Origin of the sequence: Bacillus sp. FSL W8-1127 (genome assembly GCF_038006725.1) — a bacterium.
Lineage (GTDB): Bacteria > Bacillota > Bacilli > Bacillales > DSM-4216 > Bacillus_O > Bacillus_O smithii.
On sequence record NZ_JBBOVU010000001.1, the window covers coordinates 360,123 to 376,933 of the forward strand.

Here is a 16,811-nt window from a genome sequence, read left to right on the forward strand (position 1 = left end):
CACCGCTGTTAATATATGGGAAATAATTTTATTTCCCGAAACTGGACATTTCCAAAGTTAATTTTCCAAAAATTGGATAAAAAACTAATATAATTACCATTATTTTACAATTTTATGAGCGAATGAATCAAAAAAAACGTTGATTTTTAATGGAAAACAAGGCATTTCTTTATACATTTTTAGTCATTTCAGCGTCAAAAATCGTATAAAAAGAGTGATTAGAGACAATCATATAGTTTATAACTTTTATGCAATCAAAAACCTTGATATATCAACGTTTATAGGCAATAATGTATAAAAAACATACCTATGTAGGTGTGCGATTTTTATCTGACAAGTAAAAATACTTTACAGAAAAACATTGATTTATCAATGTTTCTTCTTGAATTGTAGTTTACATAATTTTATATTATCGGAAGTCGGTAAAGCATCAAAAATGTATAATATATTCATTAATATGCAAAAAATCAACAGTTGCCTATATAATGAATATTATATGGGCAACTTGAATGGTATAAAAAATGGACATTGGAAGGGGTATAAAGGGATACCCGATACCCCTAATTTGGAAAAAATTTCCCTAGCAAGCCCATTTACACGCACAAGGAAAAATTACAAAAATTGATGAGTATTCAGTAGTTTTTATTTTAATTAAATGATTTTTTAACGTTCCCCTTCGTTGGGGAGCGTTTAAAACTATTATGAAAGGAATTGATAGTATGAATAACATGCAACGATTACAAATGGAGATACAAAATATTAATTTAGATCAAGAAGAATTGACTATTTACCTTCAAGAAAACGACTTACAACCTTTTGACGAATATGTGCCTTCTTCTGCAACAAATAAGAAAAATATATATCGAGCGGCACTTGGGATTCTCGAATCCATAGCAAACAGTCCTAGCACAATGAAAAATTACAAGGAAGATGACATGACCGTATCCGATTTCCATACTAACATTATGAATCGGATTGATAGCCTAGAAAGGAAAATCCGTCAAATGAAATCGGATGAACAAAACGACAGCGACTTTTTTATGCTTTTTGCTGACTAAAAAGGGGGAATATAATTGATCAATTTATTTGATAGTAATTCAGACGATTTTAATTATTTACTTGATAACTTAGGCACTAATGTTGAAATTAACGGTGTAATATCAAGAGCGGTCATTTCTGATACTCCAATCAATCAAAATTATGATGACAAAAAGATTAAAACATTGCAGTCAATCAAAAGGGGCGACAAAATCAATTATCAAGGCAATACATATCTAATCATTTCAGAAATTAATGGTACACGATACGGAAAATACAGGGGCTTAATGAGACGAACAAATTTTGTGATTCAGATACATGTAGGAGATCAAAAAACAATTGTAGGATATGATGATTTAGGTAGACCAGAGTATGAAACGACACCAATATACAAAAATGAGGAATGTATTATCGCCAACCAAACTGCGAGCATAAACGGAGGACAAATAAATCTGCCCAATGGAAATGTTGATTTAACGTTACAAGATAACGACACAACAAGAAAAATTAAATTAAATGATACTTTTACGATTTCAGGAGAGACGTATAAGGTTATCGGGTTCGATAAAACAAAAGTTGGTTTGCTTATAGCAAAGTGTGAGAGGGCAGTGGAATAATAAATTTAAAAAATATCGAAAAATTTACATAGTCACTTTACATTTTTAGGCATGTGCTTTATAATAATTTTCATAAAATATGATTGTGAAGTGACTTTGATTGTAGGAAATCTTCTTGCAATCGTTGATATAATAAGGTTTGGTGAGATCGACCCTCGTAATGAAGGGGTCGCAGGTTCGAGTCCTGTCACCAGCATAAGAAAAATGTTGATATAACGCGGTTTCTCATTAACTGAGAGACCGCGTTTCTCTTTTCTAAAATAAAGTTGGTGACCAATTGGTGACGAAATCATATTTTTACTCTTTTTTTCCTCTTAAAATGGCTTCAAATTTTTCTGCATTGTTGTCCTAATATCAGCATGACCTAAACGACTACTAATTATTTTGGCATGTACACCACGATTAATTAATAAAGTAGCGGATGTGTGGCGTAAATCATGGAATCGAATAAATCGAAACCCGGTTCTTTTAATAAATCTTTTCCACCATCTTGTAGCAGCCATAGGAGTGTAAGGTTGTCCATTTAATTTGGAAAATACAAAATCATATTCACCGCCTTCCCAAAAATCGCCTAATTTTTCTTTTTCTCCAGCCGGGGAGGGATTTTGAAATCATCGGTCATTTCTTTGAAATTGCTGACTGATTTGGCAATGTGGTTGTCTTGCGGAAAGTTGGAAAATACCTTTCAACATCAGTTTATGAGCAAATTAAATGGGCTATCTACATGTGAAATTGGAGAATGAATTCTATTTTGGTAAATCTCCTCTAATCATTAGACACAAAAGAACAAACACAGCTTTTTATTTCTACTGTGTGGATGACCCGATGAAAATTAAATCAGCGAAGATTGCTAAAGGCTATGTTATGGATTCGAAAAATTGAGAAGTACAAAGAAAACGACTACGACTATTGGCGATGGATGTACAAAGGCGAGGTCATCGTGCTTGGCGACATGGTTTACAATATGAATCTTTTCTACTGGATTGATGAAATGCCGAGCGATGATGATCTGTTGTTGATTGACATTGCTATTTAGAGTGGTTACCAAACGTCAGCAATCACATTGCTGTCGAAACTACAAAGCAATACAAAGCCGGCCAAGACAAATCTAAGCAACAGTAAATTAACCACAAATCCAAGTGTAGTTTTGGGTAAATTCCGTCTGATGACTTGTACATTTAAAAATAAAACTAATCTTCACAATACGGCATTAAAGTTGAAAGCTAAAGAAAAAATTGCGGTTTATGAGGTCGACAAAAATGGTTTACGATTGATGACTGGAACCTACTGAAAAAGAAGATGCCGATCAGATGGTAGTCAAAATTAAAAAGGAATTCGGATGGGTTGTATATGTGAAAGAAGCGTAAATTAGACAATATTAATGCGAAAAAGCGAGCAAGACAGTTAAGCACTAACACACTGTCTTTAATAGAGTGTTAGTGCCCTCTCTATAATACATAATAAAAATGGTATTATATTGTCCCGATTATTACATTTGTCTTTTAGACTAAGGGAATTTTTAATTAAACATTTTTATTGTTGTGTTTATTTTGTATACGATTAATCATAATTGTATACAGCTTTTTAGATGCTATGTAAATTAAATGCAACGTTAAATACAAAACTAGTAAGAATAAAGCAACGTACAAGTTACCATTATGTTTTATGATGATATCATCATTTACACGACAATATATCATGACAAATAAATAAAAAACTAAAAACATTAGGGCTACTTCGGACAGAGTATTAATAACTCCACTTTTTGTTTTAATTAGCTGAGAAAAAATAACATCTACAATACCTGTAATAACAATTGTAGTAGCAAAAAACTTAAAAATAATCTTCAAAGAAGAAAAAGTACCCGATGCATTTATATCTACATCTGGGGTTAAAGAGATACAATACAATACAAAATAGAAACATAGAAATGGTATTGAGATAATTACTAAGCACATTAAGGTTACAGTAGTTATAGCAAAAACATGATCCGATACAGTATATTGTTCCCGGCTATTTTTTGTCATTTTTTCAAAATTCTCCTTTTCCTTTCTTTTTTATATGGTAACATTTTACATGTGATAATACCATATTTTTGAAAGGAAGGGAATTATATGGAAAGTAATCGTTTTTTTAAAGGAATTGTTTTAACAACCTCTTTATCAATTCTAATAACAGGTCTAGCACCCGTAACAGCGACATTCGCGGAAGAATATGATAATACTCCTGTTGTGAACAGCAACCAAAATACAACAACGCCGAAGTCACTTTTAGACTACATATACGCTGAAGGGCAACCAACTAGTGTTGAAGATACTAGAGACTTTATACAATATGCTTCTACTACAAAAGAATTTAAAAGCTATATTGGAAAAGATCAAGAAGATGCTGTACATGCTTCTGGTGTTGTTGGTGCTTCCTTGAAAGCTATTAAAGCATTTGGTTGGATTTGTAGAGTAGGCGGCAAATCTTTAAAATATGCAATTAAACCACTTTCTCCATCAAAAGCAAGATTAGTTGATCACTATGCTAGACAAATTGCTTATGCAACAGAAAGACTAAACAGCGCTACAAAAGGTGCTTTAGTTAAAGCTCTACAAGCTGCCGGAGTACCTGGCAAAACTGCTGAATCTTTAGCAGAAATCATTTTATGGTTAGTATAGGGTTCAGGGTTCCCGATGGCTCAAGTTAATTTTTGAGCCATTATTTTTTATATTATTTGATTTTCCATTAAAATTAAAGAGGTGATTATCCTGATTAAAGGAAAAAAGTACATATTAGTATATACTTCACTATTAGTTTTAGTAGTATCCATTTTTTATATCCAAAATATGCATAAACAAAAGGAAATAGAAAGTAATACTAAACTATTAAAAGATACAACAAAGAAAACTACAGACTTAGATATATTAAAAGAAAAAAATTATAATCAAATACAAACTTGGGGATATAACAAAGTAATAAACTCAAATGTTGGTAATAATGGAACGGGAGTTAAAGTAGCCATTTTAGATAGTGGAGTAAATAAAAACCACGAAGACTTAAAAGGACAGATAATAAAAGAAATTAATATCCTAGAAAAAGGAACTTAGAAGCCTATCGATACATTACGATAGATAATATAACATAAATGTTTTGACAAATCTTTGTCCAATAAAATTATATGGTGAATTTAAAGGTGTTTATAATTTTATGTAATAAAATATAACATATATTGTTGTTGAATGTAACAATATTCAGTATAATGAAAATAGCAAGTAGTTGATCTGAACCAATCATCATAGTAAACACAATTACAAAAAGGAGGAGAGAGTTATTTCATCTAATGTAAAAAAGGGGGATTAAGTTGAGCAAATTTAAAGAATGGTTTCAAGGTCCGGAAAATATCACCAAAGCTGAAGCGGTTGAAGATTATGCTGTTGGTCGTGACCGAGTCGATATCGTTGGCCGATACCAGCCATAATCCTAGTACTTTTAGGAAATTCAACGGCCATGTTTTTTTTAGTTTCGGTGCGAATTTAAGTTATCAGGTAGGATGGCCGATGGTTATATGACCTATTTTGTACATGCTCATCGGGACAACGATAATAGGCTCTTGTACGATGAAAATCGCAAGTAAAGAGGGGTTATCACTAAGCTTGCTTACTAGAGGTCTAGGCTTTGGATACATGGGTTCTGCCGTTACGTCATTGATTTACGCCGTAAACTATATTTTCTATTTCTTATTTGAAGGAACTATAGTTTCGCATGCTATTGCAAATTATGCGGGAATTGAAATCAATTCCCCTGCCGGTATCACAATCTTTGCTATCATCGGTTTGATCACGATATGGTTTGCTTGGAAAGGAATGACTTCCATGCAATTTCTGCAAACATGGGGCGTTCCGATTTTTTTGATCCTTTTCCTATTTGGTCTCTATGAATTATCGGTAAACTATTCTATTATCGGTCCAAAATCTTGGATGCCAAAAGATGAAATAACGGCTGCCTCTATTTGGACAGTCATGAACATGGCGAATGGCCAAGTTGCTTTCCAAGGACTGATGGCAACGGATTATGGACGTTTTGCTAAACCTACCATCACTTATAAAGGAACTGCAATAATCATGATTGGAATGCTAGTTCCGGCTATTCTTGTAATGTTGTTTGGAACTATGCTAGCCTATACATTAATTCCTCATCTCGGAAAAGCAAACGCTGCCTCTTTGGCTTCAGATCCAGGATTTACATTTCCATTTATAATGGGCTTTATGGGAATGGTATTCGCCGTAATTACTCAAATTCGAATCAATGTAATGAATCTTTATTCAGGTTCACTTGCATTATCGAATACGATGGATATGGCATTAAACTTTCGTCCGGGACGACAATGGTGGATGCTTTTAGTTTGGCTGCTGGGAGTCATATTCTATGCGTTCAATGTACCCCAATATACAAGTACATTTTTGGCTATAACAGGAATACTGACAAATACATGGGTATTTATAATCTTAGCAGACTATTACATTTGTAGGAAATGGTTGAATCTTGTTCCGTCTGATTTCGTGGAATATCGCCGTGAATATCTTCGTTCTTGGAATCCCTCGGGGATTGTATCTTTGTTGATTGCGGTTGTCATTGGGGCAATGGGGGTATTTGAGTTGTACCCAATTTATTATGCCTCCTTCTTATCAATGATTATTGGGCCGATTTTACATATTTTCATTACAAGGGCAACAAAGGGCCGCTATTATTTTAGTCAATTTCCTACTGATATGAAAACAACATGGATTCCTCCTTATTTTTATGAGGAACCACATCACAGAAAGGAACTTGTTAAACGTTCGGTAACTAAATAATTATATTATATTTTTACTGAAAATTCATATTATTTGTTAATTTGATAAACAAACGAGGAGTATAAATATGAAAAATATAAAAAAATTCAGGAAATCAAACAAACCAGTTCTTATAACTATTCTATTGGTCCTTATTCTACGCCCATTGTAGAAATTGCACCTGGGGAAATTTTCAAAGTCTATACTGATGATGCTTTTGAAAGTAGAATAACAAAAACATCGGATTTGCCTAGTGAAAAATTAAAAGATATTCCTAATTTAAACCCAATGACCGGACCTATTTATGTAAAAGGGGCAGAAAAGGGAGATTCTATTATCGTTGAAATCATTGATATCCAGCCTGCCCGAGACTTTGCTGTTAGTGCATTGATTAAAGATTTTGGTGGATTGACAGGAACGGATATGACAGCTCTTTTGAATGAACCACTTCCAGAAAAGGTTTGGGTTTATCCAATAAGAAACGGGAAAGTTTGGTACAATGAGCAAATTGGCATTCCGTACAAACCGTTTTACGGAAGTATTGCAACTGCCCCCGAAAATGAACAAATTTCTTCTTTGGCACCTGGCAATTACGGAGGAAATATGGATTGCCCTGATGTTTGTGTAGGGAATAAAATTTGGCTCCCGGTAAATGTAGACGGTGCTTATTTTTATGTTGGAGACGCGCACGCAAATCAGGGTGATGGTGAACTTTGTGGGGTAGCTTTAGAACATACTGCCGTTGGGACTTTTCGAATTGAATTAGTCAAAGGGAAGAAAGTCGCTTGGCCACGTGTTGAATCGAAAGATGAGATTATGGTCATAGGCAGCGCTCGCCCGATGGAAGATGCGGCAAGAATAGCTTATAAGGAATTGATCATGTGGATGCAAGAGGATTATGGATTTGATCCTCTTGAAGCCTATCAGTTGTTAACACAGGTAGGAAAACTCCACGTTGGAAATATGGTAGATACTTTTTATTCATTAGTTGCTAAGTGTCCTAAAGAGTATTTGATAAGCAAATAATGAAAATTTCATCAGTGAATACATTGGATGATGTAAATTATTTTGTGTAAGCAAATTTTTCTACTAGAAAAAAAGAAAAAGGCAGGGTATTCTCAGATTTGCGACCAAACAAAACTGAAAGGAGATACCCTACCTTATGAGTAATAGTATACTCAACTCAGATTTCGCAAATCAACTGGAAAATATGATAAAAGATTTTGTTCAAGAAAAGCTTGAATTCATCATGAGAGAAGAAATCAAAAATTTCCTCCAAGTGGAACAGGAACACGTTCAAAACTCAAGAAATGGTTATTATCACCGTACTCTTGATACAAAGTACGGGAAAATAGAAGCTCTTACGGTTCCAAGAGATCGCAACGGGGATTTCCAGACTCAACTGTTTGAGCCTTATCAACGTCAAGACGGCTGGCTGGAACAGGCGATTATTAAAATGTATCAAAGTGGGATGAGCACTCGAGAAATTGGGAAGTTTATCGAAAGAATTCTTGGTTCAACCTACTCTCCTACCACGATTAGTCATATTACAGATGCCGCGTTGGAGGATATTCAAAAATGGCAACAACGTCCATTAAACAAACGGTATTCTGTGTTGTATCTTGATGGGTTTTATATAAAAGTTCGTCGTGATACGTATGCCAAAGAAGTCATTTACGTTGTTCTTGGTGTCAATGAAGAAGGTTATCGTGAAATTCTTGGCTTTTACGTTGGAGGTCAAGAAAGCGCGCATGGCTGGCAAGAGATTCTCCAAGACCTTTATACACGCGGTGCTCATGAAGTCTTACTTGGTGTTTTTGATGGACTCCCAGGTCTTGAAGAAGCCTTTAAAGCCGTCTATCCGAAAGCCGATGTTCAACGATGTGTGGTCCACAAAGTAAGAAATACGTTAAACAAGGTAAGGAAAAAAGACCAATTTGAAGTGGCTGAAGACCTAAAGCTGATCTATCGTTCGATGACAAGAGACGCAGCCATTCAAGCCTTTCATGAGTTTAAAGACAAGTGGTCTAAAAAGTATCCTAGAGAAGTCCAATCTTGGGAACAAGATTTAGATGTCCTCCTAACATTCATGAAATATCCGACCAGTATTCGTAGTGTCATCTACACGACCAATGCGATTGAACGAACGATTAAAGATATACGTAAACGACTCAAAACGATGAACAGCTTAACCAGTATTGAAGCAGCAGAAAAAATCACGTTCTTAACGGTACAGGACTTGAATGAAAAATGGTCCACTAGAAAACTTAAAGGGTTTTCTACGGCATACAAGGCACTTCAAGATATGTTTGAAGAAAGATACTGAAAGACCAAATTTTGTTCATGAAGAACAGAGTCTAGGGAGACTAAGTTGTCTTATATGAGACTGAATATTCAGTCTCATATAAGACAACTAAACACCTCCTCCAAGATTAAAAAAACGTATCTGAGAATACTCTCTTACACAAAATTCTTGACGGTACCATACATTGGGCGGCTATAAAGTCCTATAGGATGTATGATTTATCTTAAGTTTTACAAACAAATATGTAAAATAAAAGCCCTAGCAATTCAATTACAGTCGGGATGTTCTATCATGATTAATTCAATAATTGTGAATAAAAATGCGGTTTTCCCCAAGGAAGAACTGCATTTTTTAATGAAAAAATTGGGACAGCAAACAATGGGAGCTCTTTTGTGGGCTTGTATAGTAAGGTTCCCATTTGGGCAAAATAACATATTAACGATTACTTTGCACCTATGTTCACAAAATTTCCACAACCGTTGCAATTTCTTGAATTCTTGGTTGGTATAATAAAATTGTCAATAAGAAAAGTTAAGGGTATGGTGAAATGAAAACAAGAATTTATGTTGTTTTTTTCCTTTTGTTGTGCTTTTTGTTTCCGAATTCGAAAGTTCATGCGGAACAAAATTTGCAATCCATGATTCAGCAGGCTAAGCCGGGTGATGTGATTCAACTGAAGGGAAAGACGTACAAAGGACCTATTACGATTTCAAAGCCTATTACCCTTGTAGGCCAAAAGAACACGGTCATTCAATCGAACGGTAAACGTCCGACCATTGCTTTAAAAGGAAACTCCATTCAGTTGAAACAGTTAACCGTTCAACAGCTGTCAAAGGACCCCAAAATTCCTGCCATCTCTGTAAAGGGGAACGGTCATCTCATAGAAGGAGTGACGGTCCATACGAAGTCGTTAGGAATCGATATGGAAAATGTCCACCGCTCCAAAATTGCCCGCGTCACCATAAAAGGCAGTGGCAAGGAAAACGGGATCATTGTTTCGAAATCTTCCGAAAATATCATTCAAGATTCGTTTATATCCCGTATGCTGGATGCCATTTATATTGAAAACAGCGATCATAACCGTTTCCTGAGAAATACATTGGAGAATTCCCGATACGGTTTTCATTTGATGTTTTCCAAAAACTTAACCATAAAAGAAAACAAATCAGAGAAAAACTATATTGGGGCTATGATCATGGAGACGGCGAAAAGTACTATTGAAAACAATACGTTTTCTTACAATGCGCAAAATGTGAATTCCTACGGCTTGCAATTGTTTGACACCACTTTTACGAAAGTGGCTCATAACGACTTTTCTCATAATAGAATCGGCATGAAAGTGGAAAAATCGGAATACAACCAAGTATTTCAAAATACGGCATTATCCAATTTTATTGGTATTCAATTTTATAAAGCCCATTCTAATACTGTGACGAAGAATACATTTGTAGGAAATGTGAATGATATTCAAGCAGTGAACAGTAAAGAAAATGATGTTAATAAAAACTATTGGGATGGTGCTTGGAAGCTGGATATTCGAAATTCCGGTGTCAGTATGATTCCGTATAAAGCAGATCCTTTTTTTCTATCCTTAACTGAGGAAGTTCCTGAATATCAGATTTTTTTTCAATCGCCCGGAATGATCCTTTTGCAAAAGATGCTGAAAAGCCCGGATCAATTGGTTTTATCAGATCATGCGCCTTTAATGACAGCCCAACTGAACGAAAGCAAAAATACTTCCACCTCTCCTATAGGGGTATGGATCGTTAGCATTGCGATGATAACGATTAGTTTTTCACTTATTACATTAGGGAGGAAATCAATATGAAAAAAGTATGGTATGCGATAGCGTTATTAGGTTTGTTTTTGATCATAAGCGGCTGCGGGAAAAAAGCCGAACCGGTGGCCATTAATCCAAAAACGGATACTTGCGAATATTGTCATATGGGTATTATGGACAACCAGTATGCAACAGAGGCTGTGCTAGCCAATAATAAGACGATGAAATTTGATGATCTTGGCTGTATGTATAAATGGATAAGCGAAAATAAAGATCAAAAGATCCAGGCGAAATTCGTTCGTGATTTCAATACGAAGAAGTGGCTCGAAGCTGAAAAGGCTACCTATGTTTATGCAAAATCCTTGAAAACTCCTATGTCTTACAATGTCGTTGCTTTTAAAAATAAAAACGATGCCCAATCCTTTGCAAAGAAAAATAACGGAACAGTCTTATCCTATGATGACCTGAATTCTCATAAATGGGTAAAGAATAAAGATATGATGAAAAAGATGAAAGGCAATATGTGATCATACGTATGACGAAAATGGCCATGCCTGCCAAAGGCTTCTTAACGGGTTTCATCATTAATAAAAACGGGCTTTAGTGTAAAAGACAATCGAAAGGTTGTCTTTTACACTATTTGTATGTAAGAAGAAAGATTATGTTCACCTGAGGGGAGTGAGAATCATGCGGAACATTTGGCGCTCAGAACTTATGTTATCGTTCAGACAGCGAACGTATTATTCTTTTGTGATTTTGTGGGTGGTGATTCTCGGGTTTTTATTTTTGCTTCAAGGGACGTCCCCTGCTTTTAGCGGATATACCAATATAACCGGAACGATCATGAACCTTCTTCTCTATATCATTCCGTTGTTTATGCTGATTAACGGGTCGTTCTCGATCGCAAACGAAATGGAAAATGGCCAATTTCGCTTATTATCCACCTATCCGCTTTCCAGTATTTCTTATGTCATTGGAAAAGTGGCGGGCCAATTTACTTCGCAGTTGCTGATTTTTACCTTAAGTTATGGGATAAGTTTGATGATTGGATTGATTTGCGGAATACCCTTTTCCATGAAATGGATGCTTGCGCTCTATTTTTTTGCCGTGGGTCTTATATTTTTTTTCCTCCTGATGGGGATCGTCATAGGCTCTTTTACTTCAACGCGATGGCAGGCATTGTCAATTTCGGTTTTTGTCTGGTTTTTCCTTATCATGCTGTGGCCTACAGCTTTGATTAGTGTGTTAAACCACATCCCTTATCAGATGATTGGTCTCGTTCTAAAAAGCCTTCTTTTTGTGAATCCGGCTGAACTCATTCGATTCATTTTTGTGATTCAGCTAAATGGAGGTTCTATTTTCGGCCAAGCATATGACTCGCTTGTGTCCTTCTACGAACATTGGCTGTCATGGGCGGTGCTTTTCTATTACACTGTAGTGGTTTTGTTTATCAGTATAGTAGTTTCTGATACCAATCTAACGATGAGGAGAAGAAAATAATGTTTGTTGTCCAAAACATATCGAAAAAATATAAACATCATGTCGCATTGGCTCCTATGTCTTTTGAAGCCGATAGTGGAGATTGCGTTGTACTTTGTGGCGGCAACGGTGCGGGAAAAAGCACACTGATTGATATGTTGTCTGGAATCTCTATTCCTTCCAGCGGCACCGTTTCATTCAATGAATTATCTTTGGAAAAAAACCGGAAGGAATATTTGTCTCAAATCTCTTATATGCCGGATGATTTTTTTGCACAAGGCCACTTGAAAGTGAAAGAATTTCTCTCATTTTACGGTTCTCTCCGAAAAATTCCAACAAACAGAATAGACGAAGTGTTATCGATTGTCGGGCTGCTGGAAAAGAAGAACGTGAAAGTCAATCAATTATCAAAAGGGATGAGGCAACGTCTATTATTTGGCCAAGCGCTGTTGCCCGAGGCGAAAGTGATCTTGTTGGATGAACCGACAAACGGTTTGGATCCATATTGGATTAACCAATTTGTTCAAATTATGAAAAAGCTGAAAGAACAAGGAACGATTATTATTTTTTCTACGCATATGATGGATGTGGCGGCCGAATTAGGAGATCGGATTATCTTTCTGGAAAGCGGTAAGGTAGTAAAAGAATTGGAAAATCCTCATGATAACGTTCAAGAATTTACGTTCAAACTTCTTACGATGTATCGGGAAATGAAAGGCGGCCCTAATACGGTTAGCTGAAAAATTTTTTGAAAAACAAATTTCCATCTATGAAAAAATGCGTTTCCTGTGATTTTGAGCTCTTCTATATTCTAAATGGTGATGTTAAAATGAGTCAGAAAAGAATAATTTGGAATTAGGGGATGTAGGAGGCTTTAGCATGGGATTTCATGGGCAAAAAATTTTACCGGCGATTCGTTCCATGAAGGATTTTGAAAAAATGCTGGAGATGCCGTATCAATATGGGGTATTTCTTGACCTTCATCTTGGAATGGTAAAAAGCGTGTATGAGTATGCACGCCGATACGACAAAAAGATGTTTTTACATATTGATTTGATACATGGTTTAACGAGCGATGAAAATGCGACGGAATTTATCGTCCAGTACGCCAAGCCTTACGGGATCATCTCCACAAAAGGCAGCGTCATTTTGAAAGCAAAGCAAAAAGGGATTTTCGCGACACAACGCGCTTTTATCATCGATTCCAGCGCTCTTGAGAGAAGCGTTAAATTAGTTGAAAAAACCAATCCGGATTACATAGAAGTGCTTCCCGGTGTGGTGCCGAAAATTATAAAGGAACTGCATGTAAAAACAAAAAAGCCAATATTTGCCGGTGGGCTGATCGAATCCGCGGAAGAGGTGGAACAGGCTTTAGCAGCAGGGGCTTGTGCGATTACGACTTCCAATGTGGATTTATGGAAACAATTTATTTAGGGCGGCTGAAAAATGCCGATCGGATTGCCCGAACGCCTTACCGGAGGACATACACAAATTCCTTTGGAATTAGTGTTTCCTGGTGAAGACGAAGTCAATTAGCGGTATCGGATTTATTTTTCCTATTTATTTCCGACATCTCAATCTAGCCTTATCTAGCGGCAATATTAAATTTATGAAAATGACGTAAAAAAGTTTCGTATAAGCAAGCAACCTTGAATGATGTCCGTTCTTTTAAGCACTTAACAAGTGCATATCCTAAAAAATTTAAGGGTCGAAAAAAAGAAAGCAGTCTGGACCTTCTTTAATTCAGGTTTTAGGCTGCTTTTTAATCCATTTCCTACTCTTCTATTGAAATAGTAAAGCATTTAATGAATTTTGTTTTTATCTGTTCATTGTCCATGCCATGCTTTAAAGAGCGTATAGGTATTATGTCAAGAAACGGACACGTTAAATCGAGAATCGCCTCTCGTTATCTATTGATTCCATTGCGTACTAGCTTCTTCATGGTTCATCTCTCTTAATTCTGTTGAAGCGATTTGGTGATCGATCAATGATCACGGAAAAGGAACTGTTTCTCGTTTTGGATGAGGGTTTTCCGCTCCAAAGCATGAAAAAAAGGAAGGTTATGAGCATTCGTGCAGAAATATGAGCCGTTATTTTCATGAATGAGCCTCTATTCAAGAATATGAGCTTCATTTTTCGAAAAAACGGGCTTTTTTTATTTCTTTCGCTTTGCCAATGAACAAAATCATTTTTATTCTCGATTTCCAACCCGTTAACGAATACACGAACTTTGAAAGTTGAGTAATTAATAGTATAATTTTTATATTATTTATTATATTCTTAATTTAAGGATAATTCCCGGAATGTTATTAAGAAAAATAAAGAGGAGGGGGAGTATGAATAAACGTAAAGATCACAATCTCGAGGAACTTCAAAATGAAACTTTGGCCGTACATGCTGACGACTGGGTGACCAATGATCGGACGGTAGCTCCGGCTATTTATTACTCTGCTACTTTTCGTGCAGATAATGCCTCCGAATTTGCTGATATGGCGGGTACGCCGCGCCATCCGCAATATTACACGCGTTACGGCAATCCATTGCATGAGCGTGTAAAGAAAGTGATAGCTGAGCTCGAAGGTACAGAAACCGCACTTGTAACAGGTTCTGGGATGGGAGCGATTGCTACGACGCTTCTAGCGCTTGTCAGTGCAGGCGACCATGTGGTTGCACAGACACGCCATTATATGAGCACTGCCAAAATTATGGATGAGATGCTGCCGCGGTTTGGTGTCGAAGTGACGGTTGTGGAGCAATCTGATGTGGCAGCTTTTGAAAAAGCCATTCGCCCTAATACAAAGCTTATTATGATTGAAACTCCGGCCAATCCGACGTTGGTGTTAACCGATATTACCGCAGTAGTAGAGTTGGCCCGTCCACTGGGCATTATCGTCGTGGCTGATAACACATTTGCATCGCCGATTAACCAGCGGCCCCATGATCTGGGTGTCGACGTGGTTATCCACAGCGCAACAAAATATTTGGGCGGACACCATGATTTGACCGCCGGCGTCATTTGCACAAGCGAAGAATTAGCTGAACGTATTTGGCACACGCATATCTCAATCGGTTCTGTGCTCTCGCCAATGGACGCATGGCTGCTGTTACGCGGTTTGCGTACACTTCCGATGAGAGTTGAACGCATCAACGCCAATGCCCTCGCCTTGGCCGAATTTCTGGAGAAGCAGCCGCAGATTGAACGGGTGTATTATCCCGGTCTTGCCAGCCATCCGCAGCATCAATTGGCGAAACGCCAGATGCGCGGTTTCGGCGGAATGATCGCTTTTGCAGTCAAAGGCGGTTATGAAGAAACTCAGCGCTTCGTTTCTGCTTTAAAACTGTCGCTTAACGCAGTCAGCCTCGGTGGGGTCGATTCACTGGTTGTACATACAGCTGCGATGTGGGAAGGCGTGATGAACGAGGAGCAAATGCGGACTGCCGGGATCCCATCTAATTTCGTACGCTTTTCGGTTGGCATTGAGCATATCGATGACTTGAAAGCGGATATTTTGCAAGCTTTGCAGGCGATATAAAAGTCGATTCACGAGGTGCAAAAAGAGGCAGAATGAATAGGAAAGATCCCCTTAGACAACTAAGGAGACCTTTCCCTTTCATAAAATATGAAATTCCTTTGTGTTATTTTGTCATATCAATCACAATGCGTCCATTAATTTTGCCCTTTAACATGTCATCAAAAATATCATTGATTTCCTCTAGCGTACGGGTTTCAATGATCGTTTTTACTTTTCCTTCTGCGGCAAATTGCAGAGCTTCTTGCAAATCCTTACGCGTCCCAACAATAGAACCGACAACTTTGGTTCCATTTAAGACTGTATCGAAAATGGGGACATCTATTGATTCTGGTGGCAGTCCCACCATGACGCAAGTGCCTCCGCGTCGAATCGAACGATAAGCTTGATCGAATGCTTTTTTCGCAACAGCCGTACTAACAACACCATGCACACCGCCAATTTCTTTATGGATCCACGCTGCTGCATCCTCTTTTGCTGCATTGACCACTTTATCAGCACCTAGTTTTAAGGCAAGTTCTAATTTTTCATCATGCATATCAATGGCCACTACATTCATTCCCATAGCTTTAGCATATTGGACCGCAAGATGACCTAATCCGCCGATGCCAAAGATGGCTACCCATTCACCTGGTTTGACATCGGATACTTTCAATGCTTTATAGGTAGTCACTCCTGCACAAAATATAGGAGCGGCTTCTACAAATCCTAAATTGTCAGGAATCTTTACTACATAATCGGCAGCTGCGACACAATATTCTGCATAGCCGCCGTCTACTGAATACCCTGCATTTTCTTGGTTTAAGCAAAGAGTTTCGCGTCCTGACAAACAATATTCACAATGCCCGCACGCTGAATAAAGCCAAGGAATACCCACTCGGTCACCGACTTTTAAGTGAGTAACACCTTCTCCTACTTCTTCTACTATTCCGACACCCTCATGCCCTGGAATGAGAGGCAGCTTTGGTTTCACCGGCCAATCTCCATGAGCGGCGTGCAAATCTATATGGCATACGCCGCATGCTTGGATATGGACTAATATTTCATTGAAACCTGGCTTTGGCTTAGGAACGTCTTGCACTTCTAACCTTTCCTTAAATTGTTTTACTACTGCCGCTTTCATACTCCCACTCCTTTTAGAAAATCTTTCGAAATGGACGTTGCATTCGAGTTTTCCGTGATTAGTAGAATTCTACCTTTGTTAAAAAGCAGTGCTAAGCAGTTTCCATTTTTTTAGTTCAAATA

15 protein-coding genes and 2 pseudogenes are annotated in these 16,811 nt (G+C 37.2%); 14 read left to right on the plus strand and 3 right to left on the minus strand.

Features of this window, described 5'->3' with window-relative positions:
- Positions 1 to 719: 719 nt before the first annotated feature.
- Together NST12_RS01780 and NST12_RS01785 are read left to right on the plus strand one after the other, a co-directional pair.
- Positions 720 to 1,058: a hypothetical protein gene (locus NST12_RS01780; protein WP_341100106.1), complete on the plus strand. Its 339-nt coding sequence runs from the start codon at positions 720 to 722 to the stop codon at positions 1,056 to 1,058.
- Between the two features lie 15 nt (positions 1,059 to 1,073).
- Positions 1,074 to 1,655 (plus strand): hypothetical protein, encoded by a 582-nt coding sequence (locus NST12_RS01785; protein ID WP_341100107.1) that lies wholly within the window; start codon positions 1,074 to 1,076, stop codon positions 1,653 to 1,655.
- Between the two features lie 314 nt (positions 1,656 to 1,969).
- On the opposite strand, the pseudogene NST12_RS01790 reads toward NST12_RS01785, so the two are convergent.
- Positions 1,970 to 2,197: pseudogene (locus NST12_RS01790) on the minus strand (tyrosine-type recombinase/integrase); the annotation flags it as partial.
- A 63-nt stretch (positions 2,198 to 2,260) separates the two neighbouring features.
- Between NST12_RS01790 and NST12_RS17045 the strand changes: the two are divergent.
- Positions 2,261 to 2,688: pseudogene (locus NST12_RS17045) on the plus strand (phage terminase large subunit); the annotation flags it as partial.
- Between the two features lie 490 nt (positions 2,689 to 3,178).
- On the opposite strand, the gene NST12_RS01800 reads toward NST12_RS17045, so the two are convergent.
- Positions 3,179 to 3,682 carry a hypothetical protein gene (locus tag NST12_RS01800; protein WP_341028034.1) on the minus strand — a complete coding sequence of 168 codons (504 nt, stop codon included), beginning with the start codon at positions 3,680 to 3,682 and terminating at the stop codon, positions 3,179 to 3,181.
- 87 nt (positions 3,683 to 3,769) lie between these two features.
- Here NST12_RS01800 and NST12_RS01805 point away from each other — a divergent pair, with 87 nt between their 5' ends.
- The 11 genes from NST12_RS01805 (at position 3,770) to NST12_RS01855 (ending at position 15,569) form a co-directional block, all read left to right on the plus strand.
- Positions 3,770 to 4,318, plus strand: coding sequence for a hypothetical protein (locus NST12_RS01805; protein WP_244878030.1), 549 nt, complete (start codon positions 3,770 to 3,772; stop codon positions 4,316 to 4,318).
- 81 nt (positions 4,319 to 4,399) lie between these two features.
- Complete coding sequence (locus NST12_RS01810; protein ID WP_341028036.1) at positions 4,400 to 4,747, plus strand: S8 family serine peptidase; 348 nt, start codon at positions 4,400 to 4,402, stop codon at positions 4,745 to 4,747.
- Between the two features lie 510 nt (positions 4,748 to 5,257).
- Complete coding sequence (locus NST12_RS01815) at positions 5,258 to 6,493, plus strand: purine-cytosine permease family protein (protein WP_341028037.1); 1,236 nt, start codon at positions 5,258 to 5,260, stop codon at positions 6,491 to 6,493.
- A 144-nt stretch (positions 6,494 to 6,637) separates the two neighbouring features.
- Positions 6,638 to 7,498: an acetamidase/formamidase family protein gene (locus tag NST12_RS01820; protein WP_341030465.1), complete on the plus strand. Its 861-nt coding sequence runs from the start codon at positions 6,638 to 6,640 to the stop codon at positions 7,496 to 7,498.
- A gap of 136 nt (positions 7,499 to 7,634) precedes the next feature.
- On the plus strand, positions 7,635 to 8,798 hold the full coding sequence (locus NST12_RS01825; protein ID WP_048623008.1) for an IS256 family transposase: 1,164 nt from the start codon (positions 7,635 to 7,637) through the stop codon (positions 8,796 to 8,798).
- 526 nt (positions 8,799 to 9,324) lie between these two features.
- A complete protein-coding gene (locus NST12_RS01830) occupies positions 9,325 to 10,605 on the plus strand; it encodes a right-handed parallel beta-helix repeat-containing protein (protein WP_341028038.1) in 1,281 nt (426 codons plus the stop codon).
- Positions 10,596 to 11,084, plus strand: coding sequence for a nitrous oxide reductase accessory protein NosL (locus tag NST12_RS01835; RefSeq protein ID WP_187118541.1), 489 nt, complete (start codon positions 10,596 to 10,598; stop codon positions 11,082 to 11,084). Before NST12_RS01830 ends, NST12_RS01835 begins: the two co-directional genes overlap by 10 nt.
- Positions 11,085 to 11,244: 160 nt before the next feature.
- Positions 11,245 to 12,057 (plus strand): ABC transporter permease, encoded by an 813-nt coding sequence (locus NST12_RS01840; protein WP_048622511.1) that lies wholly within the window; start codon positions 11,245 to 11,247, stop codon positions 12,055 to 12,057.
- Positions 12,057 to 12,776, plus strand: coding sequence for an ABC transporter ATP-binding protein (locus tag NST12_RS01845; protein WP_327798056.1), 720 nt, complete (start codon positions 12,057 to 12,059; stop codon positions 12,774 to 12,776). Before NST12_RS01840 ends, NST12_RS01845 begins: the two co-directional genes overlap by 1 nt.
- Before the next feature lie 139 nt (positions 12,777 to 12,915).
- Entirely contained in the window at positions 12,916 to 13,470 is a 555-nt protein-coding gene (locus NST12_RS01850; RefSeq protein ID WP_003353108.1) for a glycerol-3-phosphate responsive antiterminator, read from the plus strand.
- Between the two features lie 902 nt (positions 13,471 to 14,372).
- Positions 14,373 to 15,569: a trans-sulfuration enzyme family protein gene (locus tag NST12_RS01855; RefSeq protein ID WP_341028042.1), complete on the plus strand. Its 1,197-nt coding sequence runs from the start codon at positions 14,373 to 14,375 to the stop codon at positions 15,567 to 15,569.
- A gap of 103 nt (positions 15,570 to 15,672) precedes the next feature.
- Here the strand turns inward: NST12_RS01855 and adhP are convergent, their stop codons facing one another.
- On the minus strand, positions 15,673 to 16,689 hold the full coding sequence (adhP, locus tag NST12_RS01860; protein WP_048622515.1) for an alcohol dehydrogenase AdhP: 1,017 nt from the start codon (positions 16,687 to 16,689) through the stop codon (positions 15,673 to 15,675).
- Positions 16,690 to 16,811 lie beyond the last annotated feature (122 nt).

What these genes read in the sequence shown, in the direction of transcription:
- NST12_RS01840 (WP_048622511.1), top strand. Translation starts at nt 11,245, where the DNA reads ATGCGGAACATTTGGCGCTCAGAACTTATGTTATCGTTCAGACAGCGA.
- NST12_RS01855 (WP_341028042.1), top strand. Translation starts at nt 14,373, where the DNA reads ATGAATAAACGTAAAGATCACAATCTCGAGGAACTTCAAAATGAAACT.
- NST12_RS01845 (WP_327798056.1), top strand. Translation starts at nt 12,057, where the DNA reads ATGTTTGTTGTCCAAAACATATCGAAAAAATATAAACATCATGTCGCA.
- NST12_RS01850 (WP_003353108.1), top strand. Translation starts at nt 12,916, where the DNA reads ATGGGATTTCATGGGCAAAAAATTTTACCGGCGATTCGTTCCATGAAG.
- NST12_RS01815 (WP_341028037.1), top strand. Translation starts at nt 5,258, where the DNA reads ATGAAAATCGCAAGTAAAGAGGGGTTATCACTAAGCTTGCTTACTAGA.
- NST12_RS01800 (WP_341028034.1), bottom strand. Translation starts at nt 3,682, where the DNA reads ATGACAAAAAATAGCCGGGAACAATATACTGTATCGGATCATGTTTTT.
- adhP (WP_048622515.1), bottom strand. Translation starts at nt 16,689, where the DNA reads ATGAAAGCGGCAGTAGTAAAACAATTTAAGGAAAGGTTAGAAGTGCAA.
- NST12_RS01825 (WP_048623008.1), top strand. Translation starts at nt 7,635, where the DNA reads ATGAGTAATAGTATACTCAACTCAGATTTCGCAAATCAACTGGAAAAT.
- NST12_RS01780 (WP_341100106.1), top strand. Translation starts at nt 720, where the DNA reads ATGAATAACATGCAACGATTACAAATGGAGATACAAAATATTAATTTA.
- NST12_RS01805 (WP_244878030.1), top strand. Translation starts at nt 3,770, where the DNA reads ATGGAAAGTAATCGTTTTTTTAAAGGAATTGTTTTAACAACCTCTTTA.
- NST12_RS01830 (WP_341028038.1), top strand. Translation starts at nt 9,325, where the DNA reads ATGAAAACAAGAATTTATGTTGTTTTTTTCCTTTTGTTGTGCTTTTTG.